This is a genomic window from Sorangium sp. So ce327 (assembly GCF_051530205.1).
Classification (GTDB): domain Bacteria; phylum Myxococcota_A; class Polyangia; order Polyangiales; family Polyangiaceae; genus Sorangium; species Sorangium cellulosum_B.
Genome location: NZ_CP150330.1, coordinates 9,132,476 through 9,157,954, shown reverse-complemented (window position 1 = coordinate 9,157,954; position 25,479 = coordinate 9,132,476). Strand labels below are relative to the sequence as shown.

Sequence of the window (25,479 nt, the reverse complement as noted above, 5' to 3'; positions counted from 1 at the left end):
TCAGCTCCTGCGCGCGTTCTTGGCCGCCTTGGAGACGGCGGGCATCAGCAGATCGCCCTCCACGTGGCCGGAGACGTCCAGGATGGTGCGCCCCTCCGCGTCGCGCCCGGGGCGCTCACGCGTGTAGCGATCGGCGGGCGCGGCGAGCACCACGCCGAGGTCGCGCGCGGCGCCGGTGAGCTCGGCCGAGAGCGCCTCCTCGACGAGGCGGGCCCGCTCGCCGCTCGACGAGCCGGCGGGGATGACGACGGCCACCGAGCCCGCGACGACCCCGTCCTTCGCGAGCAGCCCGTGCGGCGAGCCGGTCGTCTGCGCGAGCTTCAGCGCGACGCGCGCCGCCTCGCAGCGGTCGCGCGCGGCGGCGAGCGACGCGGCGCCGCGGCGGAGGATCTCGCGCGCGTCCTCCGCGGGAACGCCGCGGTACTTTTCGGCGAGCTCCGCGTTCGCCTCCCTGATCCGCGTCACCTCGGCCTCGGCGGCCGCGACGTCGGCCTCGTACTGGGACAGATCGATCGAGCTCATGGCGTGTCGTCACCCTCGGTTCGTGAGCAGGAGGCTCCCTGCGAGCAGCGCGCCGGCCGCAGCGGCGCCGTAGAGGCAATAGCGCGCGAGCGCCGCCTGGCCAGCCAGGTGCAGCTGGAGCCCCGCGAAGCCGGCGGCGATCGCGAGCGCCGCGTAGATGAGCTGGCGCACCCCCGTATAGACGAGCGACGCGGCCTGCGCGAGGCCGCGGATCTTCACCTCGGCCTCGCCGCGGTTGGCGCGCGTGAGGTACTTGCGCAGGTCGTCCGGGATCGTCAGCGCCTTGATCCCCATGTCCTTCGCCGCCTCGAGGGCGATCTGGGCCCAGTCGCGGCTGCCGAGCACGAAGTCCTGCAGGTAGGGGCGCACGACGTCCATCGGGTTCAGGTCCGGATCGAGCTGCGTGCAGACGCCGGTCAAGAGGAGGAGGGTGCGCTCGAGCAGCACGAAGTCGCGCGGCACGTGGAACGCGCCGGAGAGCTCCTTCAGCCCGATGTTCATGCGCCGGAGGTCGATCAGGCTCTCGATGCCCTTCTGCGGGTCGAGCTTGATGTCCTTCAGGTTGAACGACTCGAGCTTCACCTCGTCCTGGAAGCGCTGGTGGAAGAACTCGACGACCTTCTCGCTGACGTCGACGGCGTCCCGCCGCGAGAAGAAGCGCATCTTGCGCAGCGCCTTGATGATCCCCTCGGTGTCGCGGCGGATCACGGCCTCGAGGAACTCGGGGATGCCCTCGCGCATCTCCTGGGACAGCTCGGCGACCGCGCCGAAGTCGAGCAGGACGAGCTCCCCGTCCGGCCCGACCAGCATGTTCCCCGGGTGCGGATCCGCGTGGTAGACGCCGTCGATGAAGATCTGCTGGCAGAACACCTGCACGATCTGCCGGGCGAGCGCCTTGCGATCGACGCCGTGCGCGTCGAGCGCCGCGACGTCGCCCACCTTGATGCCCTCGACGAACGTCGTCGTCATCACCCGGCGCGTGCAGTAGGCCTCGATGGGCCGGGGGAACCGGACCTGCGGCTGCTTCGCGAAGTTGTCGGCGATGCGCACGATGTTCCTGGCCTCGCGCACGAAGTCGAGCTCCTCCAGGATCATCGAGCGGATCTGGTGGTAGTAGGCGTCGAGCCCCTGCACGGGGACGAACTGCGCGACGATCGCCATGATGCGGCGGATGGTGCGCAGGTCGAGGCGGACGATCTCGTCGATGTCGCGGTGCTGCACCTTCACGGCCACGCGCGTGCCGTCCATGAGCCACGCCTCGTGCACCTGGCCGAGCGACGCGCTCGCGAGCGGCTCCCTGTGGAAGCGGGCGAAGACCTCGCCGATGGGGCGCCCGAGCTCCTCGGCGATGCGCGCCTCGATCTCCTCGTAGGGGCGCGGCGGCACCTGGTCCTGCAGCCCCTCGAGCCCCGCGCGCAGGGTCGCGGGGAGGAAGTTCGCCATGATGCTGAGCATCTGGCCGACCTTGATGAAGAGCCCCTGGAGCTCGACGATCGTGCGCTCGATGCGGCGGGCGTTCTTCGCGTGGACCTCGTCCACGCGGTTGTTCGCCCACGTCTCCCCGAAGAGGCGGCGGAGGAAGAAGAACCAGAGGTAGCTCGCGATGACCGTGAACGTCGTCAGGTACGCGCGGACGAAGCGGCCGCTCTGCGTGGCGTTCTGGCGGAGCGAGCTGGGCCTCGCGGCGGGGGTGTGCGCGCGCCGCGGCGCCCTGGCGGATCCAGGCGGCGGGGCGTGGCCCGCGTCGGGAGGTCTCGGCGCGCCGTCCGCGCGCGGCGGCTCTGCGGGCGGGCGAACCAGCCCGGGGGACGGGCCCAGCTCTTCGGGGACGGCGCCGTGTGACACCGCGGCAGCCTAGCATCGCTCCGCGCCGGCCCGCGAAAACGCGGGAGCGATGCGGCGCGCCATCCGCCTTCGCGTCATCGCGCCCGCGCCATGGCCTCCACGATCGCGTCATAGACGGCGGGTCGCGCGCGACGGATCGCGTCGGAGGCGCGCGTCGGGTGGACGCGGTTCGTGAGCAGCACGCCGACGAGCTCCGCTTCCGGATCGATCCAGAGGCTCGTCCCGGTGAAGCCGAGGTGGCCGAAGGTCTGCGGGCCGAAGCGCGCGCCGGAGCTCGGCCTCTCGCCGCTCCTGCCGTCGAACCCGGCGCGCAGCGACCCGCCCGGGCGCGGCGCGATCAGCCGCTCTACCTCGTCGCGCGAGAGCCACTCCTGGCGCTCGCCCGCGAGCGCCTCGAGCAGCGCGACCCCGAGCCGCGCCACGGACATGGCGTCGCCGAAGAGGCCCGCGTGCCCGGCCATCCCGTCGCGCGCGATCGTCCAGGCGTTGTCGTCGTGCACCGCGCCGCGGAGCACGCCCCCGCGGAACGCGACGTCCTCGGTGGGGACGACGCGCTCGTCGAACCGCGGATCACGCCGCCGGAGCGCGCGGACCGGCGCGACCGCGAGCCCGAGCGGGCCCGTCACCTCGCGCGCGACGACCTCGTCGAGCTCGGCCTCGCCGCGCCGCGCGACCGCGGCGCCGAGCAGCAGGTACCCGAGGTCGCTGTACACCGGCGTGAACCCGCCGGCGGGCGGATCTCCCTCGCACTCCGCGCGGCGCCCGTTCGCGCACTCGAGCAGCGCGCCGAGGGGATCGATCGGCGCGTCGTCGCCGGGCGGATGGAGCGGGCGGTGCGCCTCGAGCCCGGCGCGGTGGGCGGCGAGGAGCTCGAGCGGCACGCGCGCCGATCGCGTGCCGGCGAGCTCCGGCAGCACCTGCCCGAGCGGCTCGTCGAACCTCAGCTTGCCGGCGCGGGCGAGCCGGGCGAACGCGAGCGCGGTGAACGGCTTCGTCACCGACGCCAGATCGAAGATCGCGTCGCCCGTCGCCGCGGCCGGCGTCGCGTTGCGGGCGCCGGCCGGCGGGCTGTCTTCCTGCCACAGCCGTCCAGCGGCGCCCGCTCCGTACCGGACGTTGTCTCGCGTGCGCATGGCTGCGGCGACGCAAGCGCAGGGCGCGGCGCGGTGTGCTTCGATCGCGAGCGCTGCGATCGGCGTGAGATCGACGGGGGTCATGGCCGAGGATGAGGAGGGCGGGGCGCCCGTGTCAAACGAGCTCTGGCGGCCGGACGGATGAGCCGGGCGACGCGTGGACAATCGCGACGCGTTCCCTGAAAGATCGAGCCGCACCGGCGGTCCTGCTTCAGGATCTCCCCGTGGCTTCTCCCGTGGGCACCGAAATACGCGCCGCCGTCGCGCCGCTCGCCGCGCTCGCGGCGAGGTACGACGATCGCCGGCCCGATCGCTGGGAGCCGGTCTCCGAGCGGCTCGACGCGGCCATCGCGTCCGACGTCGAGCTCGCCGAGGCCGGCCGCGTCGCGCGGGCGCCGCTCGTGGCGGAGCTCGCGCGCCGCTTCGAGTTCCTCGCCCACTACCTGGACGCGATCCTGCTCGTGCCGCGCGAGCGCTTCGTCCTGCCGGAGGATCTCGCCGCGTCGGCGGACGACACGCCGCTGCCGCTCGACCGCGCGGGTCACGCGACGGTGAGCGCGCCGCACGCGTACCTGCTCACGTACAGCCTGCTCGATCTCGGTCCGGGTGATCGCCTGCTCGAGCTCGGCACGGGCACCGGTTACGGGGCGGCGCTCGCGCGGCGCATCGTCGGCCCGACCGGGCACGTCGCCTCGATCGAGATCGACCCCGTGCTGCACGCGCGCGCGGCGCGGTTGCTCGGCGCGCGGCCAGATCGCCAGGAGGGCGACGAGGCGCTGGCCAGCGCCGCCGCGCCGTTCGACGAGGGCGCGGGCGTCACGCTGCTGTGCGGCGACGGGCGCTCGCTCGCCGAGCGCGTGCTCGCGGGCGAGCGGACGTCGTCGTCGGAGCGGCCCTGGAAGGTCGCGGTGACGTACGCGCTGACCGAGCCTCCCACGGCGCTCGAGGCGCAGCTGAGCGACGGGGGCGTCCTCGTCGCGCCGGTCGGCGCGTGGGAGGGCCACCAGGAACTCGTGCGTGTCGAGCGCCGGCAGGGCGCGCTCCTCCGCGAGGTGCACGGCGCGGTCCGCTACGTGGCGGAGCGCGGGCGCGGGTAGCTCTCGCAGCGGCCACGCACCGACGCCTTCGCCGTCCGGTGTTGACCCCTCTGGACCAGACGCCCCGTCGGGCTGGGATCGCGGTGAGCGCCGGCGGGGGTCTCCGCGCGGCGGGGGCGGGTGGGCGCGGCGAGCACCGACCGAGGTACCATCCGGTGTCGGGGGGCGCGGCGTCTCAGGCGCGCCTTGTGTGGCGCGCGACGAAACGTTCCAGGTGGCATGGCCCGAAGGGAGACATGCCGGGCGGTGTTCTCAGCGCAAGCTCTCCCGCTCTTGGCGGATGGCCGAGCGCCCGCCCGCCCCCGCCGCGCGGAGACCCCCGCCGGCGCGTGCTGCTCGGCGTGGCGCCCTCTCCCTCCCTCTCTTCCTTCCTCCCCCGTCCCATCGCACCGCCCCCCACCGCCCCCCCTGCCGGATCAGAGAACGCGCCACCGTCTTTGACCCTGGACCGCCTGGAACTTTATCCTGGCCTCCCCCGAGGCGGGGCCGCCCCTGCGCGTCGGCTAGGCCCGTCGTGGATCAGGGAGAAGACCGGGAGCACTATGGCGGAGTTCGTTTGGGAGGCGCGCGGCCGCACCGGAGAGATCCGGAAGGGCACCATGGAGGCCGAGAACGAGGCGGCGGTGCAGAACCGCCTCCGCGCTCAGCAGCTCAACCCCACCCGCGTCAAGAAGAAGGGGGCGCAGCTCAGCCTCAGCCTGAGCTTCGGCTCGGGCGTCGAGCCGAAGGACCTCGTCAAGTTCATCCGCCAGTTCGCGACGATGATCGACGCGGGCCTCCCGCTGGTCCAGTGCCTCGAGATCCTGTCGAACCAGGAGCCGAACAAGGTCTTCCAGGCGGCGCTGAAGGACATCAAGAACACGGTCGAGCAGGGCGCCACGTTCAGCGACGCGCTCCGGCGCCACCCGAAGATCTTCGACGACCTGTTCGTCAACCTCGTCCAGGCCGGCGAGGTGGGCGGCATCCTCGACAGCATCCTGAACCGGCTCGCGATCTACATCGAGAAGCGCGTGAAGCTCGCGCGCCAGGTGCGGGGCGCGCTCGCGTACCCGATCGCCGTCATCGTGATCATGGTCGTCGTCATGGTCGTGCTGATGTCGTTCGTCATCCCGTCCTTCGAGACGATGTTCGCGGAGTTCGGCGCGAAGGACGCGCTCCCGCAGCTCACGAAGATCGTCATCGCCGTCTCGAAGACGTTCGTCACCTACCTCCCGCTCATCGTGGTCGTGGCGGTGGGCGCGGTCGTCGGCGCGACCTACTTCTACCGCTCGCCGTCCGGCAAGCGGATGGTGCACCGCCTCATCCTCAGGCTCCCCATCATCGGCCCGGTCATGCAGAAGATCGCCGTCGCGCGGTTCTCGCGCACGCTCGGCACGCTGCTCGGCTCCGGCGTGCCGATCCTCGACGCGCTCGACATCGTCGCGAAGACGGCCGGCAACGTCGTCGTGGAGGAGGGCCTCATGTACTCCCGCCAGAAGATCTCCGAAGGGAAGAACATGGCCGAGCCGCTCGGCGAGATGCAGGTCTTCCCTGGCATGGTCGTGCAGATGGTCGCGGTCGGCGAGCAGACCGGCGCCCTCGACACGATGCTCAACAAGATCGCCGACTTCTATGAAGAGGAGGTCGACGTCGCCGTCGCCGCGCTGACGTCGCTGCTCGAGCCGCTCCTCATGGTCATCGTCGGCGGCATGGTGGGCGTCGTGCTCATCTCGATGTACCTGCCGATCTTCGATCTCGCCGGCAAGATCAAGGCGGAGTGATGTCGCCCGCGGCCTCCCCGGCGAGCCCGGGCGGCGAGGCCGGGGCGCCGCGAGATCACGCCGAGGCCGCGCCGTCGCGCGACGCCCGCGCCTCGGCGCCGGCGATGCTGCTCCCGTCCGGCGCTCCCGGCGGCGCCGAGGCGCCGCTCGCGAGCCGGCTCACCTGGCTCATCGCGCTGCGCCTCGCGGTGCTCACCGTCTTCCTCGTCGTGACCGCGGCGGTGTACCTCGGCGGCTTCACCCCCGGGAGCTTCTCCAGCAACGTCGCGCTGGTCACGGTCGCCGCCGCGTACGGCGTCTCCGGCATCTACGCCGTGTTCCTGCGCATGAACCGCGCCCTCCGGGCGATCGCGCGGGCGCAGCTCGTGACCGATCAGATCACCTGGACCGCGCTCGTGTACATCACCGGCGGGGCCTCGAGCGGCGCGACGTCGCTCTACGGCCTCACCTGCCTCACGGGGGCGATCCTCCTCGGGCTCCCCGGCGCCATCGTCGCCGCGGCGTCGGGGGCGGCGGCGTACCTCGTCCTGTGTGCGGCGCTCTGGCTGCACCTCCTCGGGGTGCCGCCGGATCAGCCCGCCGGGGCGTACGCGACGCAGTGGGGCGAGCTGCGGTACCCCATGTTCGTCAACCTGCTCGCGATCCTGGTGGTCACGCTGCTCGCGAGCTACCTGGCGGAGCGGCTGCGCGCGACGGGCGGCCGGCTCGTGCAGGCCACCGCGCGGGCAGAGCAGGCCACCGCGCGGGCGGAGCAGGCCGAGCGGCTCGCGGCGCTGGGCCGCCTCGCCGCGGGGCTGGCCCACGAGATCAGGAACCCGCTCGGCTCGATCGCGGGGTCCATCGAGCTCCTCCGCACGGGCGGGACGCTCTCCGACGAGGACCGCAAGCTCTGCGAGATCATCGAGCGCGAGACCGCGCGCCTGAACGACCTCGTGGGCGACATGCTCGATCTGTCGCGCCCGCGGGTGCCCACGCTCGAGGGCGTGGACCTCTCGGCGACGGCCCGCGACGTCGTCGTGCTCGCGGGGCGCTCGGGCCGCGGCAGCGACGTCGAGGTGCGCTTCGATGGGCCGCCGTCCGCGCCGGTGACCGCCGACGCGGCCCAGATGCGCCAGGTCGTCTGGAACCTCGTGCGGAACGCGATCCAGGCGAGCTCCGCGGGCGCCGTCGTGACCGTGCGCCTCTGGCGCGACCCGAGCGCCTGGCTCCTGGAGATCCGCGACCAGGGGCGAGGCATCCCCGCGGGCGCCCGCGATCGCCTCTTCGACGCGTTCTTCACGACCCGCACGCACGGCATGGGCATCGGCCTGGCCGTGGTGAAGCGGATCCTCGACGATCACGGCTTCGCGATCGAGGTGGACAGCCGCGAGGGCGAGGGCACCGCGTTCCGGGTGAGGGTCCCGGACCGGCCGCCGGAGTCCGGCGGCGCGGAGCGCCTCGCCGTCGCCGCGGAGCTCTCCCCGCGATCGCGCCCGGCGGGCTGACGCGGAGCCCGCGCGGCCGCGGTCGATGCATCGTCACATCGGACGCGTGGCGCTCCGTTCACGCCCCGCTGCGCGGCGTACGAGCTTCTCCGGGCGCCCAGCCGAGAGATTGCGGCCGAGCCCGCCGCGGCGCGTGAATAGGCCGCCGAGGCCATCGTCTTCCCCTGGGGAGCGGGCCAGCGCAGTCGGATTGCTGTCTCCTTTCGCGGTGTTCATGGAGAGCAGGGGCGGGACGGCGCCGGGCCGCCGGGCCCTGCGTCCGACCTGGCAGGCCGTTTGCGTAGGACCAAGGTGAGCAGTAGAAGCCTCCCGAGGCGCGCTCGCTGCCCGCAGGCACAGAAGGAGAACCATACGTGACACGCAGGATGAACCCTCTCTTCGCGGCGACGTTCTCGCTGCTCGCGCTCACGCTCGGCCCGGTGGGCCTCGCCAGCGCCGGGCCGGCGACGGACGTCGTCAAGGCCAGGCAGACGGCCCTGTTCGACCTCCTGAAGAAGGGGGGAGGCGAGAACCAGAAGAAGGTGGGCGCGGTCTTCGACGAGATGCTCGATTACTCGGCGCTGGCCGAGGCCTCGCTGGGCAGCGAGTGGGCCGCACGGACCGACGCCGAGAAGAAGCAGTTCAGCGAGCTCCTCAAGCAGCTCGTGCGCAAGGCCTACGAGCGCAACTTGAAGAAGACGCTCAACTTCAACGTCGAGTACCTCAGCGAGACCGACAGCGGCGGCGTCATGACGGTCAGGACCAAGGCTTTCTCCAAGACGGACGCGCGCGAGGAGCCGGTCGAGATCGCCTTCAAGCTCTCCCAGAAGGGGGGCGCCTGGCTCGTGCAGGACATCGTCACCGAGGGCGTCAGCCTGGTGGGGAGCTACCGCTCGCAGTTCACGAAGATCATCAAGAAGGATGGGTTCCCGGTGCTCCTCCAGAAAATGAAGGACAAGCTCGCCAAGGGCGACGTCTGACCCGCCCCGCCGCGCCTCGTCCGGCGCGATCGCCGTGAACTCGCCTGAAATGCCGCCGGGTTGATACCCTTGGCGGGTATGGCTGCTGGACAGAGGCGCGGCCGGCCGGCGCGCGCGCTGGGCCTTGCGCCGTCGATCCGCGCGCTCGCGCCCGGCGGCGGCGCGGCCCCGCGCCCGCCCGACGACCGTCCTGTCCTCCGGCTCGCCGTCAGCAAGGGCGCGCTCGCCATCGAGCTCGGGGAGCCGTTCGCGCTCGGTCCGCTCCGCGTCACCGAGCTCGTGGTGCGGCTCGCCGGGATCCGGTTCCCCGTCGACCTCTCCGGCGGCGTGGCGCGCTTCCGGCACCGGCGTGGCCAGCTCGTCCGGCTCTCCGTCGAGGCGCAGGGGACCGAGCTCGCCGTCTGGGCCGCGCCGCGGCTCCGCGGCCTCCTCGGCGACGGCGCGCCGCAGCTCATCATCGCGCCCATCGAGGACGGCGCGCTGGTCGCGCTGCGATCCGGCGAGACGGCGCTCGCGTTCGACGTCGCCGTGGCCCCGGGGGAGCGCGCGCTCAGGCTCCTGCCGGAGCGCGCCCGCGGCATCGGCCTCGCCGCCCCGCCGCACGCGCTCGCGCTGCAGGCCCTCTCGATGATGGCGGGTACGCACGGGCGCCTCGTCGAGGGCGCGATCGTTCTGGACGCCGCGGTCGAGCGGATCGTCCGCCTGCTCCTGCCCGCGGCGGGCGCGAGGGCGCCCGCCGTGGACGGGGTGCAGTGGGCCGTGGTCACCGCGGAGGCGGGCCGCTTCCGCGCCGAGGGCGCGCTCGGCGCGGCGCCGCCCGCGCTGGGCGACCGCGCGCTCAGGGCGCTCGAGGCGGCCGAGCTCGCGGGCGCCGCCGACGAGCTCGCGTTCGCGGGCGGGCTCGACGAGGCGCGGCGCGCCTACCTCGCCGCGCTGGAGCGCGCCCCGCGGCACCCCGAGATCTCCTCGCGCCTCGCCTGGCTCGACCTCGTGATCGGCGAGCGCGCCGAGGGGGCGCTCTCGACCGTCGTCGACGCCATGCCCGCCGTGGACGCCGGCCTCCTCGGCGGCGCGCTCCTCGAGGCGGTCGGCGATCATGACGGCGCGTTCTCCGCGCTCGCGCGCGCCGCGCATGCGGAGCCTTACGGCCCGCTCGCCGCGCTCGCGTGGCTGCGCGCGGCGGCGCTCGCGGACGCCGTCGACGTGCGCCTCGACGCGCTGAACCTCGGCGTGGCGCGCGCGCCCGGGATCGAGGCGCTGCGGTGGGCGCGATTCCACGCGCGGCTCGACGTCGCCGACGTGCGCGGCGCGCTCGCCGACGCCGAGCACCTCGAGGCCTCCGCGCGCGGCGCCGAGGCGCGCCACGCCGTGTCTCGCCGGGCCGCGGAGGCGTTCCTCGCGCGGGGCGACGTCGCCGACGCGCGGGTGCTCTTCGAGCGGGCGCTCCGCTACGCGCCGGAGAGCCCCGACGTGGTCGCGGGCCTGGCGCGCTCGCTGCGGGCGGCGGGGGAGGGGAGGCGCGCGCTCGACCTCCTCGCCCGGGCGCGCGCCCTCGCCGCGCGCAGCGGCGCGCCCGCGTGCGCGCTCGATCTCGAGCTCGGCCGCGGCCTCGCGGAGATCGCGGGGGATCTCCCGGCGGCGATCGCGCGCGTGCGGAGCGTCCCGCCCGGCGTGCCGGAGGCGCTGGAGGCGCGGCTGCTCGAGGGCCGCTGGTGCGCCGGGCTCGGCGATCTCGGGGGAGCGTCGGTCGCGCTCGGGCGGCTGCGCGACGCGGTGGAGCTCGCCCTCCAGGGCCGCGCGGACGACGCGGGCCCCGCTCGCGCGAGGGGAGCGCCGTTCGGCGACGGCGCCGCCGCCGTCGCGGCCCTGCTCGCCGAGGCCGCCGAGATCGAGGAGCGAACCCGGGGGGATCTCCTCGCGGCGCAGCGACAGCTAGGCCTTGCGCTGCGCCTCCGGCCGCGCGATCCGGGCATCACCGCCGCGTTCCGCCGCGTCTCGGGCGAGATCGCGCCGCCGGTCGCGCCTGCCCCGGCGGCGCCGCCCGGCCCGGTCCAGCGGCCCCGCGCCGAGCAGCGGATCGAGGTCCACGTCGCCGCCCCGCGCCGGCGCACGATCCCGCCCGAGCCGGTGGTGATCGCTCCGGCGCCGATCAAGCCTCCCCCTGTCCCCCGCGCGCCGGCCTCCCCGCCCAAGCCCGCGCCGATCGACCCCGGGACCATCGACGAGATGCCCACGCTCGATGGGTCCGACACGTCGACCGACCTCACGGCGCCCATCCCCAGCAGCGTCACGCTGGCGGAGGGGCAGGTGCCGCTGGCCCGCGTGTTCGGCGTCGACGACGAGCTCCTGGCCGAGCGGCTGGCCGATCGGCTCCGCGCCGATCCCGCCGACCAGGGGGTGGCGATGGCGCTCGCCGATGTGCTCGAGCGGCTCGGTCGCGATCTCGATCTCCTCGCCCTGCTCTCGGCGCGGATGGAGGAGGGGGACGACGCCGTCCGCCTGGAGGTCGCGCCGCGGCGGCGCGACGTGCTCGCGCGGCTCGCTGCTCGGGCGCGGGCCGAGGGGCGCGACTCCGAGGCGGAGCTCTACGAGATGCTGCTCCAGAGTGAGCCCGCCTGAGCGCTTCCTCGCGGCCGCGCCCTCGCGGCGGAGGCGCGCGCTTGGCCCACGCGCCGCGCCCGTGATAGCCCGAGCTCTTGCGCAGCGCGCGCAGCGCTTGGAGGTGCAGCATGGCCGAGCAGCCGTCGAACCGCGCCCAGCAGGAGGGCTCGCCGTGCGAGCCGGGCGCCTCGCCCGCGAAGGCGGGCCGTCCGATCATCGTGCAGAAGTATGGCGGCTCATCGGTCGCCGACGTCGACAGGATCGGCAAGGTCGCCGAGCGCGTCGTCGCCGCGAGGCGCGCCGGCAACGACGTCGTCGTCGTGGTCAGCGCGATGGGCAAGACCACCGACGGCCTGCTCGCGCTCGCCCGGCAGGCGGCGAGCGCGGCCGCGGATCCCCCCCGGCGCGAGCTCGACATGCTGCTCTCGACCGGCGAGCGCGTGTCGATGGCGCTCCTCTCGATCGCCATCCAGGCCCGGGGCTTCGAGGCGATCTCGTTCACGGGCTCCCAGTCGGGCATCCTCACGAACGATCGCCATTTCGACGCGCGCATCATCGAGGTCCGCCCGTTCCGCATCGAGGACGAGCTCGCGCGCGGCCGCATCGTGATCGTCGCCGGCTACCAGGGGATGAGCTACCGCCGCGAGATCACGACGCTCGGCCGCGGGGGCTCCGACACCACGGCCGTGGCGCTCGCGGCGGCGCTGGGCGCCGAGCGCTGCGAGATCTACAGCGACGTCGACGGCGTGTACTCGGCCGACCCGCGGGTCGTCCCGGACGCCCGTCACCTGCCCGAGCTCGACTGCGCGGTCCTCCAGGAGATGGCCGAGTGCGGCGCGAAGGTCGTCTGCGCCCAGGCGGTCGAGTGGGCGCGGCGCTCCGGCGTGGCCCTGGTCGCGCGGTCCACCTTCGACGCCGGCCCCGGCGCGCGGGAGACGGTGGTGCGCCGGTTCGCGCCGGGCTCGGCGCCTCCGGCGCTCGCGGCCCGCGCGATCGTCGCCGAGGGCAACGTCGTCCTCGCGCGGGCTGACGGCGGGCTCCGGCTCGACGAGGTCCTCCGCGCGGCGGGCGAGCTCGGGCTGGGCTTCCGGGATCTCTCCTTCGGTCACGGCGGCGGCGCGTTCGTGATCCCCCTCCTCAACGTGCCCGAGTGGCAGGGGGCCAGGCGAAAGCTCGCCGCGCTGCTGCCGTCGCTCGAGCTCGTCGAGGGGCTCGCGGCGGTCAGCGTCGTCGGCGACGGGCTCTCCGCGACGGCGGAGCCGCTCGCGCGCTTCGTGGAGGTCCTCGCGCGCGCCGGCATCGCGCCTCGGTTCACGATCGCGGGCCCCCTGCGCCTCGGCGCCCTCGTCGACGCCGCGGACGTCGCGGCCGCGCAGCGCCTGCTGCACGCGTCGTTCGTCGGCGGCTGAGCGCGCCGCTCGCGAGGCGGGCGATGTGCGAGCGCGGCGAGCCGGCGCTCGCGCGCCGCCCGCGAGGCGGAGGACGACCGTCAGTGCTTTCTCTGTCGCGTGAGCGCGACGAGCCCCGCCCAGCACGCGACCCACACGACCTCGCGCGACGCGTCCCAGGCGATCGCCGCCGGTCCGATCGACGCGGCCTCCTCCTCGGGGGCGCCGGGGGGCGTCGCGCCGAGCTCGGCGACGAGCGTCGGGGCGGCGTTCGACGGCACGTGGACCAGCTGCGCCCGGCGCTCGCCGTCGCGCGCGACGAGCGCGAGCAGCGGCGACGCCTTGTGGTCGCCGGCGAAGGCGAGGGCGACGACCACCGCGAGCCCCTCCAGCACGCGGAAGGTCTCGCCGCCGTTGCGCGACACGCAGAGGAGCCCGGCGCCGGAGATCGCGATCGAGCGCCCGCCGGCCGCCGCTGCGAGCCTGCAGTCGTCGGCCTCGGCCGCGCGCCGCGCCGCCCCCGACAGCGGCACGACCGGCGAGCCTTCGTCGTCGCCGCGGAGCCGCTCGAGCTGCGGTCCTTCGGCCGCGCTCGTGAGCGCGACGATCACCCCCTCGCTCGCGCTCATCCGGAGCACGCCGTCCCGCAGCGCGGGCCCGGGCGACAGGGAGAGCGCGCCCTTCGACGGCGTCGGCGCGCCGTCGCGGCGCGGCGAGCCCGCGGCCACGGCGGAGGCGGTCTCCGGCGGCGAGACGACCGCGCCGGCCGCGGGCGACCACAGCGTCTTGCCGGCCAGCACCCACAGGCGCCCCGGCGTCGTCGCGAGCGTCACCGGCGCGCCGCCCGAGCCCCACGCGCCGAGCGTGCTCGCGCTCTTCCCCCGGTCGTCGCTCAGCAGCAGGTTGCCGCGGCGCGTGGCGATGAGGATCGCGCTGTCCGACAGCGCGATCGAGGACGCCGACGTGTCGATGCCGGCGCGGCGCGCGGAGAGCGCCCCCGCGTCGACGACGAGCACGGCCCCGCGCTCGCCGCCCGCACGCTCCGCGCGGCGCGGGCGACCTCCCGATCGCGCGGCGGGCTCGCTCGTCAGCCCGGGCTCTGCGCCGGCGCTGCCCGCGACGACGTAGCCGCCGGCCACCGCGAGCGTGCCGCACGGGACAGCGGCGCCCGCGTCCTCGACGACGACCCAGGGCAGCGCATCCCAGACGGGGGCCTGGTCGTCGGGGAGATCGGGCAGCTCTGCGAGCAGATCTTCGCCCTCGTACGCGCCGTCCTGATCCGCGTCGAGCGCCGGCAGCTCCCCCTCGTCCACGTCGTCCGCCGGGTCCTCTCCCGTCCCTTCCGCGCCGCCGTCGTCGCCGTGCGCCCCGCCGTGATCGTCGAGATCGTCCTGCTCGGCGTCGCTCTGCTCGACGGCCTCATCGACCAGCCACGTGCTCGCGTCGGCCTCCGCGATCCCCTCGTGGAGCGCCCCGACGTCGACGCCTTCTTCCGCGGGCTCGTCCTCCCCGGTCCCGCCGTCGTCCACGGCGAGCTCGACGCCGATCTCGAGGTCGCTCGCGTTCGCGTCGTCGAGCCCCTGCTCCGCGTCGTCGAGCGTCTGCAGGAGATCGTCGAAGCCCTCGTCGCCCCCTTCTTCCTCGTCGTGCCCGAGCGGCGGCAGGTCGATCAGCTTGCCGTCGTTCTCGTCGTGCTCGTCGTGCTCGCGCTCGTCGTCATCGACGGCGGTCTTCGGCTGCGGCGCCGGGCACGTCTCGCGGCGCTCCTCCATTCGCTCGCTGCAGGCTCGTGAGGCTGACATCGGCGGGAGTGTAGCGCCCCTCGCGGCGCTTTCGCCCCGCGCGGCGATCCCCGAGCGCTCCGTGGGCCCCAGAGCCCGCCTGCCCCGGCTCGCGGCGGTGGCTCTCGTCGGCTCCCGTCGGCTCTCGTCGGCTCTCGTCTGGCTCGGGCCCGCGGCCTGTCGCCTCCCGACGACGCCGCCGGCGAGCCGCCCGTGCGAATCAAGAGGGGTGAAGGTGAGCGGCCCGACGATCTCGCGCCGCTTTGGCGGGCGCGAGAACGCCGCGGGGCCCGCGGATCGAGGGAGGGACGCGGCCTCTTGACGCGGCGAGGGGGCTGGCCATCCCCGCCGGGTGTGCCCGCTGGATCCCTCCGGCGAGCGGTGCTTAGCTCCGCCGTCCATGGGCCGGAACGACAGCAATTCCAGGCGAGTCGCGTCCGCGTCTCCGGCCGGCGGACAGCCCTCGGGGGCCGCGGGGCAGCTCGGGCCTGCGCGCGGCCCCCTCTCGATCGCGGATGCGAGCGCCGGGATGCTGGTGCAACACGTCCTGGTCCATCCAGCGGACGTCGTGTTCGTGAAGAGCATCGTCGAGGCGAGCGACGGCGTCGCGCTGCTGTTCGCGGATCGCGGCGGAGAGATCACGCTCGCGGCGCCGCTCGGACGGGGCGACGAGTTCGCCGAGCTCGTGCGCGATCTGGAGCGCGACGTCGGGGCGCGTCGCCGCGACGCGCTGCGCTGAGGGTGGCATGACGGAGCGCCGCGACCCGAGCTCGGTCGATCTCACCCAGGAGCCCTCGCTGGACGCCGCCGCGCCCGACGGCGCGGCGCAGGGCCTGCCCGCGTCGTCGGGCGCGCTGCTCGACCCGCGCATCCTCGCCGCCTGGCGGGAGTGGCTCGCCGCGCTCGCGACCGACGCCGAGGCGGCCATCGCCGCGGCCCACGTGTACGGGGAGCTCGGCCCCGAGGCGCGCGAGGCGTGGCTCGACGTCCTCGCGGAAGACGCGCCCAAGCTGCAGGTGCCCGCGGTGGCGATCTATGCGCCGCTCCTGTCGGTCGAGAGCGACGCCGGGCGCCGCGAGCGGATCGAGGTCGCGATCGAGGGGGGGGAGCACGCACCGCGCCCGGCGGGCGGCTTCGCGCTGCGCGGCGTCGCCGCGGGGGGCGATCGCGTGGTGGCGCTGGTGACGCCGCTCTACCTGCGCTTCGTGCGGGTGCTCTGGTGTCGCTATCTCCCCGAGGATGGCATCGCCTGGGCGCGGCACGATCCCATCGTCCGCGCGGAGGACGCCCCGGGTCCGGGGATCCTGCTCGACGGCGCGCAGCTCGAGGCCACGCCGATCAAGCTGGTCATCGAGGAGCTGTGCCATGCCGTCCTGGCGCAGCGGCGCAAGGGCGCCGAGCTCCCACCCTCGCTGCAGCTCTGCGCTGATCTCTTCGACGCCCACCTGGAGGGTGATCCGCTGCCATGAAGCCGCTCGCGCCGGTCTGCACGCCGCTCTTGCTGCTCGCGATCGGCTGCGGTGGGGGCGGCGACGCCGTCCGGGAGCCGGCGGCGGGGCCGCCGGTCGCCGCGGCGGCGCCGGCGCCTGGCCCGGTGCGGAGCTTCTCGTACGAGACCCTCGACGGCCGCGAGCTCTCGACCGGGTCGCTCTCGGGCAGGTTCAGCGTGATCGGCTTCGTCGCGACCTACGATGTGGCGTCTCAGGCGGAGGCGCGGTTCCTCGCGGGGCTGTTCCGCGATCACACGCCGCGCGTCAACGCGGCGCTCCTGGTCCTCGAGGCGAGCGAGAACCGGCCGCTCGTCGAGGCCTTCGTCGCGGCGCTCAAGCTCCCGTACCCGGTGGCGCTCGCGGACGCCCCGACGATCGCCGGAGAGGGGCCCTTCGCCGGGCTGCACCACGTGCCGAGCGTCGTCGTCCTCGACGCAGGGGGCCGGGAGGTCTTCCGGCACGTGGGTCTCATCACCCAGGAAGCGCTCGAGGAGGTCCTCCGCGGCCTCGAGCGCGCGAGCGCGCGCCCCGCGCGGTAGGCAAGGCAGCGCCGACCGCCGAACACCGCGGCGCCGGCCAGAAGCCTGCGTGTGGACGGATGGTGCGTTTGGCGCGCGAGCGGCCCTGGTGCGCAGTGCCGAGTTCCTGCTGAAGATGGCAATTCCGTGTCGCCCATAGGAATGCTGTGCACAGCCGCGCCTGGTGCGCCTCGCTGCGAGGAGAGGCGCAGTCCTTTTCTTCAGCTGGCGCGCGTCTGTCTGGGCGATGATGGCGAGCATGATGATCGACCACATCGGTTTTCCAGTCTCGGATTATGAGCGGAGCAAGGCCTTCTATCTGGCGGCCCTGGCCCCCCTTGGCTACGGGCTCGTGATGGAGATCACGCCCGAGATGACCGGGGAGGCGGGCACCCACGCCGGCCTGGGGCCTGAGGGGAAGCCGGACTTCTGGATCGGCACGGGAACCCCGCTTCAGGGCGGCTTGCACGTCGCCTTCGTCGCGAAGACGCGGGCCGACGTCGATGCGTTTTACCGGGCCGCGCTCGCTGCTGGAGGCGTCGACAACGGTCCGCCGGGGCTACGGCCGCAGTACCACCCGGGCTACTACGGCGCGTTCGTGCGTGATCCTGATGGGCACAACATCGAAGCGGTCTGTCACGGCGGGTGACGGCTGACGGAGCATGGCGAGCGCTCCTCTCCGGCGCTCGCCGCCCGCTCCTCCTCGCCCTCGGCGACCGTCCTTGCCTCGTGCTCAGAGCCTGCCGAGGAGCTCTGCCTTCTTCGCAGCGAACTCCTGCTCGGTGATGAACCCTTTTTGCCGCAGATCGGCGAGTCGCTCGATGGCGGCGAAGATATCCCCTTCCTGCGCCGGAGCAGGGCGGGGGAGGGCGGCGTCCGCCTGCGCCGGAGCGGCCGCTTGCGCCGGAGCGGGCGGGGCGATCGGCGCCTGCTTCGCGGCAAGGTCGCCGGAGATGATTGGCAAGCTCAGCACGCTCACCACGCCGTACTGGCTGGTGAACGTCACGGACGACCCCGACCCCTGCTGCTGCGACACACCGCCGATCTGGTGATCGAGCGTGTCATAGACGCTGACGCGCCCGTTGACCTCGACGGCCAGGCGCCGCGCGCCGGGGAAGTAGGCATATCGGACGTTGTTCTGCGATCCGCTGGAGCTCGGCACGCCGAGCTCCCCGGGCCACCAGCTGCCCGAGCCCCCTCCCGACCCCGGGACGAACAGGCTGACCGGCGATCCCCCAAAACCTCCACTGCCACCTTGCTGCTGCTGCTGACCGCCCTGCGATGGATAGCTCGCGGGCGCTGGAACGAACGGCTGGCTGGCCAGCAGGCTGGACAGCTCGGAGCACAGGCCGTCCACCTTGGCCTTGAGACCGTTGTTGAACATGTCCCCGACCATGGTCATGCCGCCCTGCATCCACTGACCGCCGCCGCCCAGCTCGGGGTGGTAGAACTGCGCCATCGTTCCATGGCCGTTCACGAGCGCCTGCAACAGCGTCATCACCGCGTCGGTGCTGACGAAATAGCGCTGTGACAGGTCGGAAATTCTCTGCTGACCTTCGAGGGTGAGTTGCTGCATGGTGAGGCGCTCCGGGAGGAAGCGCCCACCCTTGCACTGCGGTGCGTCGATCGCAATGCGGGCGAGCGACGATGACGGCGATCAGCCAGCGAGCTTGCGGACGCTCGCGAGCTGGACACAGACCGCGACGACGTCCATCGCGACGCGGATCTGATCCAGCGGCGGCATCGAGGGCGCGACCCGGATGTTGCGGTCGCGAGGATCGCGGCCGTACGGGTACGTCGCGCCGGCGCCGGTCAGCTTCACGCCCGCCTTGTTGGCCAGGCGCACCACCTCCTTCGCACAGCCGTCGAGGGTGTCGAGGCTGACGAAGTAGCCGCCGCGCGGCGAGGTCCAGGTGGCGATGCCCTTGCCGCCGAGCTCGCGCTCGAACGTGGTCGTCACCGCCTCGAACTTGGGCCGCATGAGCTCGGCGTGCCGCTGCATGTGGCTCAGCAAGCCCTTGTAATCCTTGTAGAACCGCACGTGCCGCAGCTGGTTCACCTTGTCCGGACCGATGGTCTGGATGCCGAGGTGCTTCTTCGCGTCCGCCACGTTCGCGGGGCTCGACGCCATGGCGGCGACGCCGCTGCCGGCGAACGAGATCTTCGACGTGGAGGCGAAGACGATCGGCCGGTTCGGGTGGCCCGCGGACTGGCACGCCGGCACGATGTTCGCGAGCTTGTCGCCCTCGGCGTAGAGGTCGTGGACCGCGTAGGCGTTGTCCCAGAAGAGGCGGAAGTCCGGGGCCGCCGTCTTCATGGCCGCGAGCCGGCGCACGACCTCGGGGCTGTACGTGGTGCCCGTGGGGTTGGAGTACTTCGGCACGCTCCACATGCCCTTGATGGCCGCGTCCTCGGCGACGAGCTTCTCGACCTGATCCATGTCCGGCCCGTCGTCGCGCAGGTCGACCGTGATCATCTCGATGCCGTGGTGCTCGCAGATCGCGAAGTGACGATCGTAGCCAGGGCTCGGGCACAGGAACTTCACCTTGGGCTGCTTCAGCCAGGGGCCGCTGCCGTCGGGCACGCCGTGGACGAGCGCGCGGACCACCGCGTCGTGCATCATCGTCAGGCTGCTGTTCCCGCCGACAATGACCTGCTCCGAGGGGACCTCGAGCATCTCGGCGAAGATGGCCTTCATCTCGGGCAGGCCGTCGAGGCCGCCGTAGTTGCGGGTATCCGAGCCGTCCGAGGCGATGAGGTCGCCCGCGCCGGGCAGCGCGAGCATGCCGTTCGCGAGGTCGAGCTGCTCGGACGACGGCTTGCCGCGCGTCATGTCGAGCTTGAGGCCGCGGGCTTCAAAGGCAGCAAAACGCGCCTCGAGCTCACGGGTGAGCGAGGCAAGAGCATCGGGAGACAACGATCGCAGTTCGGTCATGGCGCGCGATATCTAGCAGAATTTCGCGCGTGCGTCGCGGTCGGACGGCGCGCGGCGGGCGGGGCGGCGCGGCGCAGCGCGCCGATCGCGGAAAGGCCGAAGGGGCCGCCGGGCGAGCTGCGCCCGGCGGCGTCCGCCTCTCCGCGTTACTCGGCGGCGATGGGCTCCACGCTGTTCGCCCCGTGGCTCACGTGGCGCACCTCGGGGTTGTTCTCGAAGTACGCCTTGCCGGCGAGGCGCTTGACCAGCGGGCTGAACCGCTCCGCGGCCTTGCCGCCGACGATGTCGCGGATCAGCGCGACGTCCTCGCGGGCCCGGGCGAGCGTCTCCGGATCCGTGAGGAAATCCTTGGCCGCCTTCGCCTTGGCCGGTGCGGCCATCACGGCGTCGCGGAGCGCGCCCGCCGCCGCCTTGGCCTTGCCCACGGCGCGCTCGGCGGCCGTCTGCTTGATGAGCGGCGCCACCTCGTAGACCAGGTTGGCGGCCGAGCCGGCGACGCGGTGCGGCGGGTGGTGGAGCGGGCTCGCGTACTTCGGGTTCCTCGCGAGGAACGCGCGCACCTCGGCCTCGGTGACGCCCGCCTCCTCGTAGGCGCGGGTGAGCTCCTGCTCGGCCAGGATGCGCGCCTTGAACATGTACATCTGGATGCGCGAGTAGAAGTTGGTCGCGCCGTCGCCGCTCGTCTCCACCGCGCAGAAGATCGTCCCGGGGTAGCGCGACGTGATCAGCGACTGGACGCCGTCGGAGACGCCCGAGGAGGGCATGCAGCCGAACGGCTTCACGCTCACCGTCACGTGCGCCTTCGACTTCACGGCGTTCACGATGAGCTTGCCGACCTCCATGTGCCCCTCGCCGCCGCGGAGGTCGTTCGAGTAGTAGTCCTTCGCCACCTCCGCCACGAGCTCCATGTCCGGAAGGTGGTAGTCGAGCAGGCCGAGCGGCAGCGCGAACGCCTGGAAGCCGACGCGCAGCGCGCCCTCGGCGAGGCGCATCGTCGCGAGGCGCTTCGCCACGCCGAACTCGTCCAGGCTGGCGAGGCCGTAATTGCCCTCGTCGGCGCCGCGCAGGTCGCGCCGCTCGCGGGTGTCTCGGGCGCACTCCCAGATGTTGTAGAGCAGCCACGCCGTCGTGAGCTGGATGTCGTTCTCGCCGCCCTCGCTCTCGAGGAACTTCTGCAGGGCGTAGTTGCCGTCGCCCTCGGTCGTCATCGCCCAGAACTCGCCGATGATCGACGTCTTCGCCTTGGGCCGGAGCTTGTCCACCTGGACGCCCTCGAACTCCTTGCGCGCCTCGTAGAGCGCCTTGAACACGTTCGTCTGCTCGAAAAGCGCCTTGTAGAGGATGCGCTTCGCGTTCTCCATCGCGCGGTTCGTCGCGCCCGGCTCGACCTCGTAAGGCCGGATCCGGTAGCCGAGCGCGTTCAGCGTGTCGCCGCAGACGATGGCCTTGATGATCGCGATGAAGAAGGCGGGGTTCATCTCGAGCCCGACGTCGTCGCCCGTCGCCTGCGAGAGCCCGCCCGTCTGCTGGAAGAGCATGACCCGGAAGCCGTCGAAGCCGGCGTCGCGGAGCGCCTTCCTGTACTCGGTCACGTACATGCCGAACCGACAGGGCCCGCACGCGCCCGCCGTCAGGAACACGTAGTTCTTGATGATGTCCTCGGTCGACATCCCCTGCTTGTCGCGCAGGTCGATGAGGTACTTCACGAGGCCGCCGACCGTGAAGTAGGTCGGGTTGCACTGGCCGCGGTTGCCGAACTCCTTGCCCGTCTGCAGGCCCGCGTTGTCGCTCATCCCGAAGTAGTGGACGTTGTAGCCGAGGCCCTTCAGCGCGCCCTCGCACAGGAAGTCCTGCGCGGCGGTGAGGCCGCTGATGAGGAGCGTCACGCTCTCGCGCTCCTTCTTGGTCATCTTCGGCTTGAGCATGTTGTCGACCCACTGGCGCCGCTCGGCCTTGAGCCCGAGCCGCTCCCGCTCGGCCTCCTCGAAGGCCCTGAGCTCCGCCTCGATGTCGACGTCGGTCTTGTTGGATCGCGCCTCGCCCACCAGAGGAAGGCGCGTCTTCTGCGTGGTCGTCGTGCTCGTATGTTGCATGGCGTAGCTTCCCTTCGCTTGGATGCTGGAAGGGGCGGCCCCGCCGTCCCCCCCTCGACCTTCGACGTGGTTCAGGCTTCCAGGGGGACGACGGTCCCGTCGGACTGCTTCTTCTTGAGCTGCACGAGGCCTGTCTTCGGCGCCTCGGGCGGCGAGACCGGCGCGACGTAGCTCCGGACCTTCTCGGCGAGCGCGGCGATCTCCCGCTCGAGCGCGGGATCCGTGATCTTGCGCGCCGCCTGCTGGTCGCGCTTCAGCTGGAGCAGCTCGAGCCGCTTCTCCTCGATGCGCTGGACCAGCTGCGCCTTCTTCTTCGCCGCGTCCTCGAGCGCCTCCTCGTGCAGCTTGAGGCTGTGCGCGTACGTCTTCACGCGGATCTTGATCGAGCCGCCCGGCTTGTTGGCGTCGATGTCGTGCAGCGCCGCGTACGGCGTCGCGCTCGAGCTCACGATGCTGTCGATGATCCCGTACGTCGGCGCGTCGTGGCCGCACTTGAAGCTCGAGAGATCGAGCAGGACGACGTTCGGGTGGCGGGCGGCGAACTTGGCCGCCCAGACCTTCTGCGCGCTGTTGGCCGAGTAGTTCTCCGGCCAGACGTCGTTGATGTCGAGCGGGTGCTGGCCCGTCGCGATCTCGTCCTTGAAGTACCGCGCGAGGTACTCCATGTCGCGCGGGATCGACCGCACCGAGAGGATCGGATAACCGAGCACCTGGAACTCCTCCGGGATGCCGTGGTTCAGGCCCGGGTCGGAGTGGTACGGCCGCCCGATCATCAGGATGGCCACCCGGTTCTCGGACTCGACCGTCTCGAGGATCGCCCGCCCCTTGTCCTGGAGGTCGCGCTCGAACTGCGAGAGCGCCCGCATCCCCTCGCGGTGCGCGTGATCGCTCTCGTCCTCGGTGATGCCGAGCCGCGGGCCCCAGGTCTCGAACATCCGGCGCGCCGTCAGCGTCATCTCGGAGAACGTGAGCGCGGGGTCGAGGTACTCGATCCCGCGCGTCTTGAAGAAGTCGACCTCCTTCGTGAAGGCCGCCTTCATGACGTCCGGCACGCCCGCGACGATGGGGCAGCTCGTCTTGTCCATCACCCCTTCGCCGAAGCTCGGCACATGGGTGAGGATCGGGAAGAAGATGTAATTGAGCTTCTTCTCGTCGCTGTGGTGGTGGAAGAGCAGGTTGTGGACGTGGGCCTGCGCGACCTTGGACGGGAAGCACGGATCGATGGATCCGTACTTGCCGCCCTCGACCCACATCTCCTCGCTCGTCGCGTCGCTGAAGACGACGTTCTGCTTGGGGATGCCGAGCGCCTCGAAGTAGGCGCGGTAATACGGGCCGGTCGAGTAGATGTTGAGGACGCGCGGGATGCCGATGCGGACGCGGCGGAGGCGCTCCCGCACCTCGATGCCGCTCCGCCGGAACGGGCGCGTCGTCTCCACCCGGCGGATGCCGAGGAAGCCCTTCTTGACGACCGTGTCCTTCACCGGCGCGCCTTCCTCCGGGAGCGGCGCCGTGCCGTAGAAGTGCCGGAAGGCGAGCTTCGACTCGTAGTCGACGAGGTTCGGGAACTGCTTCGCGATCTTCTTCCGCTCGGCGACGAGCGCGAGCATCGCCTGCTCGCTCTCGACGGTGCCCTTCTCGCACGAGAAGCCCGAGATGTAGCGGCTCGTCGTCCCGTCAGGCCGCTTCGTGTCGATGAAGGTCCGCTTGCACTCGTTCGGGCAGAAGTGGCAGACCGTCTCCTCGTCGTTCTTCGTCGTGTATTCGAGGGCGATCGCCGCGTCGATCCCGATGAACGTCGACCGGCCCTTGCGCTTCACCACCCGGAGCGTCTCGAACGCGGCGCCGAGCGCGCCGGCCTCGCCCGTGTGCGGGTGGACGAACACCTCGGCGCCGGGGACGCGCTCCTTGATGTAATCGACCTGCGCCTTGACCGCCGCGAGGTTGTACTGCGTGCCGCCCTGCAGCACGTAGCGCGTGCCGAGCGCCGCGAGCCGCGGGATCTGCACGACGTACTGCCACACGTTCTTCGGCAGCACCTGGGCGAGGCCCGCGAGCAGCTCCTCCTTCGAGAAGCCCTCCTTCTGGAAGTTCACGCGGTCCGTGTCGAGGAAGACGGCGCAGCCGTAGCTGAACTTCGGCGCGAGCTCGGCGCCGAACGCCGTGTCGGCGTACTCGGTCACCTTCAGGCCGAACTGGTCGGCCATCGCCTGGAGCAACATGCCGTTGCCCGCAGAGCACGAGTTGGAGAGGCGGAAGTTCGCGATATCGCCGTTCTTCATGAACAGGACCTTGATGTCCTGTCCGCCGATATCGCAGATGACGTCGACGTCGCCGAAGAACTTCACCGCGCTCATCATGTGGGCGACGGTCTCGACGATGTTGACGTCGGCGCGCATGCACTCCTGGAGCACGTCGGCCGCGTACCCGGTGCCGCCGAAGCCGAGCACCTCGAGCGTCGCGCCCTGATCGAGCACGTACTGCCGGAGCTGGGCGAGCAGCTCCTTCGCGTCCTGGATCGGGTTGCCCTTCGAGAGCTGGTAGGCCTTGCAGACGATGTTCCCGTCCTCGTCGATGAGCACCGCCTTCGACGAGGTGGAGCCGCCGTCGAGGCCGATGACCCCGCGCACCACCTGGCCGGGCGCGAGCTTCATCGGGGTGAACCTCGGGATGCTGTAGAGCTTCCGGAACTCGTCGACCTCGTCCCGGGTCTTCACGAGCGGCGGGCCCGCGCTCTCGCCGAGCCGGGCCTTCCTGCCGTTCGTCATGTACTCGACGAGCCCCGACTTGCCGGCGTAGCGGCCGACCTCCGGCGCCTCCTTGAGCCCGTAGACGCACGCGCCGAACGCCGCGTAGTACTGCGCGTTCTCCGGGACGAAGATCGTCTCCTCGACCGGCTGGTCCTTCGGCCAGTCGTAGCCGCGCTCGTCCCAGGTCTCGGGGATCCGCTTGCGCCAGCACTCCTGGAGGAAGGGGAGGTAGGTGTTGGGGCCGCCGAGCAGGATCACCTTGTGCTTCAGCGTCGAGCCGCGCGTCAGCACCGACAGGTTCTGGAGGACGATCGCGTCGGCGAGAGAGCAGAGGATCTCCGTCGAGGGGATGCCGCTCTTCACGAGGTTCACGATGTCCGTCTCGGCGAAGACGCCGCACTTCGCCGCGACGTGGTGGAGCTTCGAGTCGTCGAAGTGGATCTTCACCACCTCCGTCGGCGGGAGGCCCACCTTGATCATGCACTTGTCGATGGTGGCGCCCGTGCCGGAGGCGCACTTGTCGTTCATCGACGGCGCGGCGGTCTTGTCGCCCGTCTTCTCGTCCCGCTGGAAGATGATGATCTTCGCGTCCTGCCCGCCGAGCTCGATGACGCTGCCCACGTCCGGGTGCAGGTTCTCGACCGCGAGCGTGACCGCGTTGACCTCCTGGACGAACTTCGCGCCCAGGCCGGGGCAGAGGGGCGCCGCGCCGGAGCCCGTCATGAACACCCGCCAGCTGTCCCTCGGCGACGCCGGGAACGACGCCTCGATGGTCTCGAGGAGCTCGAGCACCTTCTCCGGCTGCTTCGTCTGATGCCGCTGGTAGTCGCTCCAGAGAATCTCGAGCGTCTGCGGATCGAGCACGACGGCCTTCACCGTCGTCGAGCCGACGTCGATGCCGACCACGACCGGTTCCTGGATCTGCCTTCCCATCGGGGCTCCTCCCACCGCCGTCGCCGGTCCCCAGCGTCCGACTGACTGGCTGGTCAGTCGTGATGGCTACAACGGGATGTACGGGAAATCAAGCAATCCGGTGCGTCTTGGTCGCCGCGCGACGCCGTTTTCCGGGCATCTCGGGCCATCGCTGCGTCCAGGGTGCAAGGTTCCGACGCCACGCTCGGTTGCG

The 25,479-nt window shown here is 72.3% G+C and carries 18 protein-coding genes; 10 read left to right on the top strand and 8 right to left on the bottom strand.

Annotation, left to right across the window (positions count from 1 at the left end):
* The 3 genes from WME95_RS34250 to WME95_RS34240 all read right to left on the bottom strand — a co-directional run bounded on the left by WME95_RS34250 (position 1) and on the right by WME95_RS34240 (position 3,584).
* The gene (locus tag WME95_RS34250) at positions 1-522 is read right to left on the bottom strand and encodes a hypothetical protein (protein WP_437543507.1); all 522 of its coding nucleotides are present in this window, start codon (positions 520-522) and stop codon (positions 1-3) included.
* 9 nt (positions 523-531) lie between these two features.
* A complete protein-coding gene (locus tag WME95_RS34245) occupies positions 532-2,367 on the bottom strand; it encodes an AarF/UbiB family protein (RefSeq protein WP_437903558.1) in 1,836 nt (611 codons plus the stop codon).
* A 74-nt stretch (positions 2,368-2,441) separates the two neighbouring features.
* Positions 2,442-3,584, bottom strand: a complete 1,143-nt coding sequence (locus WME95_RS34240; RefSeq protein ID WP_437903557.1) for a serine hydrolase domain-containing protein — start codon at positions 3,582-3,584, stop codon at positions 2,442-2,444.
* A gap of 140 nt (positions 3,585-3,724) precedes the next feature.
* Between WME95_RS34240 and WME95_RS34235 the strand changes: the two genes are divergently transcribed.
* The 6 genes from WME95_RS34235 (at position 3,725) to WME95_RS34210 (ending at position 12,810) form a co-directional block, all read left to right on the top strand.
* A complete protein-coding gene (locus WME95_RS34235) occupies positions 3,725-4,597 on the top strand; it encodes a protein-L-isoaspartate O-methyltransferase family protein (RefSeq protein ID WP_437903556.1) in 873 nt (290 codons plus the stop codon).
* Between the two features lie 542 nt (positions 4,598-5,139).
* The gene (locus WME95_RS34230) at positions 5,140-6,357 is read left to right on the top strand and encodes a type II secretion system F family protein (RefSeq protein WP_437903555.1); all 1,218 of its coding nucleotides are present in this window, start codon (positions 5,140-5,142) and stop codon (positions 6,355-6,357) included.
* Positions 6,357-7,841 carry a sensor histidine kinase gene (locus WME95_RS34225; RefSeq protein WP_437903554.1) on the top strand — a complete coding sequence of 495 codons (1,485 nt, stop codon included), beginning with the start codon at positions 6,357-6,359 and terminating at the stop codon, positions 7,839-7,841. Before WME95_RS34230 ends, WME95_RS34225 begins: the two co-directional genes overlap by 1 nt.
* 365 nt (positions 7,842-8,206) lie before the next feature.
* The gene (locus tag WME95_RS34220; protein ID WP_437903553.1) at positions 8,207-8,800 is read left to right on the top strand and encodes an MlaC/ttg2D family ABC transporter substrate-binding protein; all 594 of its coding nucleotides are present in this window, start codon (positions 8,207-8,209) and stop codon (positions 8,798-8,800) included.
* Between the two features lie 78 nt (positions 8,801-8,878).
* Complete coding sequence (locus WME95_RS34215) at positions 8,879-11,419, top strand: tetratricopeptide repeat protein (RefSeq protein ID WP_437903552.1); 2,541 nt, start codon at positions 8,879-8,881, stop codon at positions 11,417-11,419.
* A gap of 110 nt (positions 11,420-11,529) precedes the next feature.
* Positions 11,530-12,810 (top strand): aspartate kinase, encoded by a 1,281-nt coding sequence (locus tag WME95_RS34210; protein ID WP_437903551.1) that lies wholly within the window; start codon positions 11,530-11,532, stop codon positions 12,808-12,810.
* An 80-nt stretch (positions 12,811-12,890) separates the two neighbouring features.
* On the opposite strand, the gene WME95_RS34205 is transcribed toward WME95_RS34210, so the two are convergent.
* A complete protein-coding gene (locus tag WME95_RS34205; protein ID WP_437903550.1) occupies positions 12,891-14,591 on the bottom strand; it encodes a hypothetical protein in 1,701 nt (566 codons plus the stop codon).
* Positions 14,592-15,099: 508 nt separating this feature from the next.
* Between WME95_RS34205 and WME95_RS34200 the strand changes: the two genes are divergently transcribed.
* The 4 genes from WME95_RS34200 to WME95_RS34185 all read left to right on the top strand — a co-directional run bounded on the left by WME95_RS34200 (position 15,100) and on the right by WME95_RS34185 (position 17,227).
* Entirely contained in the window at positions 15,100-15,309 is a 210-nt protein-coding gene (locus WME95_RS34200) for a DUF4911 domain-containing protein (RefSeq protein WP_044969590.1), read from the top strand.
* A gap of 7 nt (positions 15,310-15,316) precedes the next feature.
* Positions 15,317-16,039: a hypothetical protein gene (locus WME95_RS34195; protein ID WP_437543483.1), complete on the top strand. Its 723-nt coding sequence runs from the start codon at positions 15,317-15,319 to the stop codon at positions 16,037-16,039.
* The gene (locus tag WME95_RS34190; protein WP_437903549.1) at positions 16,036-16,599 is read left to right on the top strand and encodes a TlpA family protein disulfide reductase; all 564 of its coding nucleotides are present in this window, start codon (positions 16,036-16,038) and stop codon (positions 16,597-16,599) included. Before WME95_RS34195 ends, WME95_RS34190 begins: the two co-directional genes overlap by 4 nt.
* A 241-nt stretch (positions 16,600-16,840) precedes the next feature.
* The gene (locus WME95_RS34185) at positions 16,841-17,227 is read left to right on the top strand and encodes a VOC family protein (RefSeq protein ID WP_437301647.1); all 387 of its coding nucleotides are present in this window, start codon (positions 16,841-16,843) and stop codon (positions 17,225-17,227) included.
* Between the two features lie 84 nt (positions 17,228-17,311).
* Here the strand turns inward: WME95_RS34185 and WME95_RS34180 are convergent, their stop codons facing one another.
* The 4 genes from WME95_RS34180 to WME95_RS34165 all read right to left on the bottom strand — a co-directional run bounded on the left by WME95_RS34180 (position 17,312) and on the right by WME95_RS34165 (position 25,286).
* The gene (locus tag WME95_RS34180) at positions 17,312-18,154 is read right to left on the bottom strand and encodes an SHOCT domain-containing protein (RefSeq protein ID WP_437903548.1); all 843 of its coding nucleotides are present in this window, start codon (positions 18,152-18,154) and stop codon (positions 17,312-17,314) included.
* 81 nt (positions 18,155-18,235) lie between these two features.
* On the bottom strand, positions 18,236-19,513 hold the full coding sequence (locus WME95_RS34175; protein WP_437903547.1) for an aminotransferase class I/II-fold pyridoxal phosphate-dependent enzyme: 1,278 nt from the start codon (positions 19,511-19,513) through the stop codon (positions 18,236-18,238).
* 146 nt (positions 19,514-19,659) lie between these two features.
* On the bottom strand, positions 19,660-21,606 hold the full coding sequence (locus WME95_RS34170; protein WP_437903546.1) for a 2-hydroxyglutaryl-CoA dehydratase: 1,947 nt from the start codon (positions 21,604-21,606) through the stop codon (positions 19,660-19,662).
* Between the two features lie 71 nt (positions 21,607-21,677).
* Positions 21,678-25,286: a BadF/BadG/BcrA/BcrD ATPase family protein gene (locus tag WME95_RS34165; protein WP_437903545.1), complete on the bottom strand. Its 3,609-nt coding sequence runs from the start codon at positions 25,284-25,286 to the stop codon at positions 21,678-21,680.
* Positions 25,287-25,479: the final 193 nt, after the last annotated feature.